Genomic DNA, 2,991 nt, shown 5'->3' with positions numbered 1-2,991 from the left:
ACGGACTGCCGTTCGGCCTCTACGGCTACGCATTCCAGCGGCTCAACAATGGCAGCGTGGTGACGGCATTGTGGGCGCACAACAATGCCAACTGGAGCGCGGCTACGGGGTTCAGCGCGACGTATAACGCTGCCTATAGCCTGCAGGTAGATGCACCCGGGTCCAGCGGGCAGGTAACGGTGCTGGACATGATGGGGAATGCGGCGTCCGTGGCTTACTCGAATGGACAGGTTGCACTGGCTTTGACGGAGACGCCGGTTTATGTGATATCCACCAATGCTGCCGTGGCGCAGGGGAATGTGACTGCGCCGGAGGGGTATGTGGGGAGGTAGGAGGCTTGGGAGGCCGCTCTTGCCAGGGGCATCCGGCTGTGGCGCAGGTGATCGTGGGTGGGTCGTTTTTTGAGGGGCCTACCTGCTGTCGCGGACCGCGCCAGCAGCCCGCAATCACCGCAATCACTTATCCTCAGGCGCAGCAAACAACGAAGTCACATTCTTGGTCAGCACCAGCAACGTCGCGGTTTCGGCCAACGCCTGCTCCTTGCGCCGCAACTCCCTCTCCAATTCCCGAATCCGCTTCTGATCCTGCTCGTGCCGCCTGCGCACTGCGCCAATCCCGCGGTTGTCCGCCAGCGCCGCCGCGGCGCTTTGCCGCCAGCATTCCAGCTCGGTCGGGTCGATCGCATTTTCGCGGCACCAGGCGCTCTTCTGCAACTCGCCCATGGCGCCGGTGGCAAGCACGGCATCCAGGCGTGCTTCGCCGGCGCCGGGCGGGTTGGCAGGGGGTGGGGCGAGGGCCACCGCGCGCCAGCGCTCCAGCGCCGCCGGCGATATCCCCATCTCGGCGGACACCTGCGCAACACTGGCGTTCTCGGGAGGCAGCATCCGCGCAATGGCGCGTTCCTTGAAGGACTGTGTATATCTAGCCACTGTGATTCACCTTGATTCCTCTGTTGCCGCTCGGTTGCTGGCCTTCCTCCCCCGGGGGCAAGGCCATGCCCTGGGGTATTGGCGGTCGGTAACTCGAGTCCCGCGCGGCACGTGGCTGACGCCTGCGGGGACGGCGTCGGGTCAGCTCACGCGGCGTGCTGCTCGGCCGGCTGTGCGGCGGGCGTGCCGCGGCGGCGGGCCGGGAACAGCGCATCGCGAATGCGCAGGAAGGGGAACTCGATCGCGCGCGTGGCGGCGTAGCCGGCGATGATCGCAACGGCAAACTGCAGCGCAAGGGCTAGCCCCCAGGCCACCATGACGGGGATGCCGAACGTGCTGGCCTTGCGAATAAACACGTCGCCCGGGGCCAGCGCTACGGAGTGCCACAGATAGATGCCGTAGGAATACACGCCGATCCACGCCACCGCGCGGTATAGCCTGGCGCCGCGTATGCCGCCGGAGTATTCGAGCACCAGCACGATCAGCGCGGCAAAGCCGATGGCCTGGATGGTGTAGCCGATGCTCTCCTCCAGCACCAGGTTGCGCTGCAGGAATACCAGCCAGACGACCGTGCCTGCCACCACGGCCAGCAGCCGCAGCTTTTGCCCGGCGATGCGGCGGTACAGTTCCGGCTTCATCCAGTAGACCGTGGCCAGCATGACGCCGACRAGCAGGCTGTCGATGCGATATTGCGTGTAGGCGGATGCGGCTTCCAGCTCGCCACTGGCGACCGCGGCGCAGCGCGCGGCCAGCACCACCACGCACAAGGTGCCCAACGTCCACAGGATGGTGTCGGCGCGCACGCGCRGGCGGGCGAACAACAGCACCAGCGCTGGCAGGAACAGGTAGAAGTGTTCTTCCACGGCAAGGCTCCAGGTCTGCGCAATGGAGGAGCCGAGGTAGTTCTGCATGTGTGTGAGATTCCCATGAAGCCGCTCAGCGTGAAGAACAGGTTGACCCCTTCGCGCCCGAAGTTCTTGAGCGGATACTCGATCAGGGCGACCCACTGGCTGCCGGTGCTGACCGTGTGGAAGTGCATTCCCATCACGGCAATGATGGCCAGCCCGCGAACGAAATCGAGTTCGATGGACCGGCTGGTCGGGTTGACGTCGCGGCTTGCCTGGTAGTCCATGCTGTTCTCCTTAGAGGGGGCCGGACGGGGTCGTGATGGCGGCGCCGGCGTGGCCGGGCGGGTCGAATCGCTTGCGGATGAACCGGCACGGATTGCCGCCGTAGATGCCTTCGGCCTCGAGCGAGTGATGCACCACCGAGAGCGGCGTGACCACCGCCGAGCGGCCGATGGTGATGCCTTTCTGGATGACGCACTTGGACGTGATCCACACACCGTCTTCGATCACGATCGGCGCGACGTGCAAGTCCATGTTGCTGTCCAGATCGTGCGAGCCCGCCGTCAGGAAGCTGCCTTGCGAGATGCAGACGTTGGAGCCGATGCGGATGCTGGCCTGGTTGTAGATCCACACATCCACGCCGAACCAGCAGCCATCGCCCACTTCCAGGTTCCAGGGCGACTTGATGCGCAGCGGGTGGACCAGCCGGCAGTGCTGGCCGATCCGAGCGCCGAACAGGCGCAGCAGCGCGACGCGCAGCCCGGAGAACGGATTCAGCTTGTTGTTGATGATGCCGGCTTCGACCAGGAACCACGCCGCCTCGACCAGCAGGCCGCGGCGGCGCACGTAGTTGCCTTTGCCGGCGCGGGTGAGGTCGATGACGCGGTGGCCCGGCGTGCTGGCCAGGCTGTCCCGGCTTGCATCGCGGTTGCTTTCGCGATTGGCCTCGCGGCTATTGTCACGGCCAGCCCCGCGTGGATCGCCGACCACATCGAGACAATCGGCATAAGCTTCGGTATCCATGTTCCGCCTCTCACTGGGTGGCCCCGCGGCGCTCGGCAATGCTGGGCATCGCCGCACGGGGGAATCCATCGTCTTGCGCGCTGCATCGTGCATCCTGCATTCGCAGGAACGCGAATTCATTCATTACGTTCCTGTCGGGAAAATTATCGAACGTGAAAACGTGGCTGGCCGGCAATTTGGCGCGATTGGCC

At 65.1% G+C, this 2,991-nt stretch carries 3 protein-coding genes and 2 pseudogenes; 1 reads left to right on the top strand and 4 read right to left on the bottom strand.

The annotated features are described in order from the left end of the window. A pseudogene (locus tag AC1DS3_RS38115) lies at positions 1-332 on the top strand (hypothetical protein); the annotation flags it as partial. Between the two features lie 123 nt (positions 333-455). Here AC1DS3_RS38115 and AC1DS3_RS38110 read toward each other — a convergent pair. From AC1DS3_RS38110 to AC1DS3_RS38095, 4 genes and pseudogenes are all read right to left on the bottom strand, one after another. Continuing rightward, positions 456-929 carry a transposase gene (locus tag AC1DS3_RS38110; protein ID WP_441634233.1) on the bottom strand — a complete coding sequence of 158 codons (474 nt, stop codon included), beginning with the start codon at positions 927-929 and terminating at the stop codon, positions 456-458. A 146-nt stretch (positions 930-1,075) separates the two neighbouring features. Then, positions 1,076-2,061, bottom strand: a pseudogene (locus AC1DS3_RS38105) (acyltransferase family protein). A 10-nt stretch (positions 2,062-2,071) separates the two neighbouring features. Then, positions 2,072-2,800, bottom strand: a complete 729-nt coding sequence (locus AC1DS3_RS38100; RefSeq protein WP_441634229.1) for a DapH/DapD/GlmU-related protein — start codon at positions 2,798-2,800, stop codon at positions 2,072-2,074. Positions 2,801-2,810: 10 nt separating this feature from the next. Beyond that, on the bottom strand, positions 2,811-2,991 hold a 181-nt coding region (locus tag AC1DS3_RS38095), incomplete at its 5' end, for a hypothetical protein (RefSeq protein WP_477129304.1).

This window comes from Cupriavidus sp. 01L46 (assembly GCF_056399905.1).
The sequence above is the reverse complement of the archived record's forward strand: the minus strand, read 5'-3'. Positions and strand labels throughout refer to the sequence as shown.

Bases quoted from the DNA above. Each gene is read 5' to 3' on its own strand.
- AC1DS3_RS38100 (WP_441634229.1), bottom strand. From the start codon at position 2,800: ATGGATACCGAAGCTTATGCCGATTGTCTCGATGTGGTCGGCGATCCA.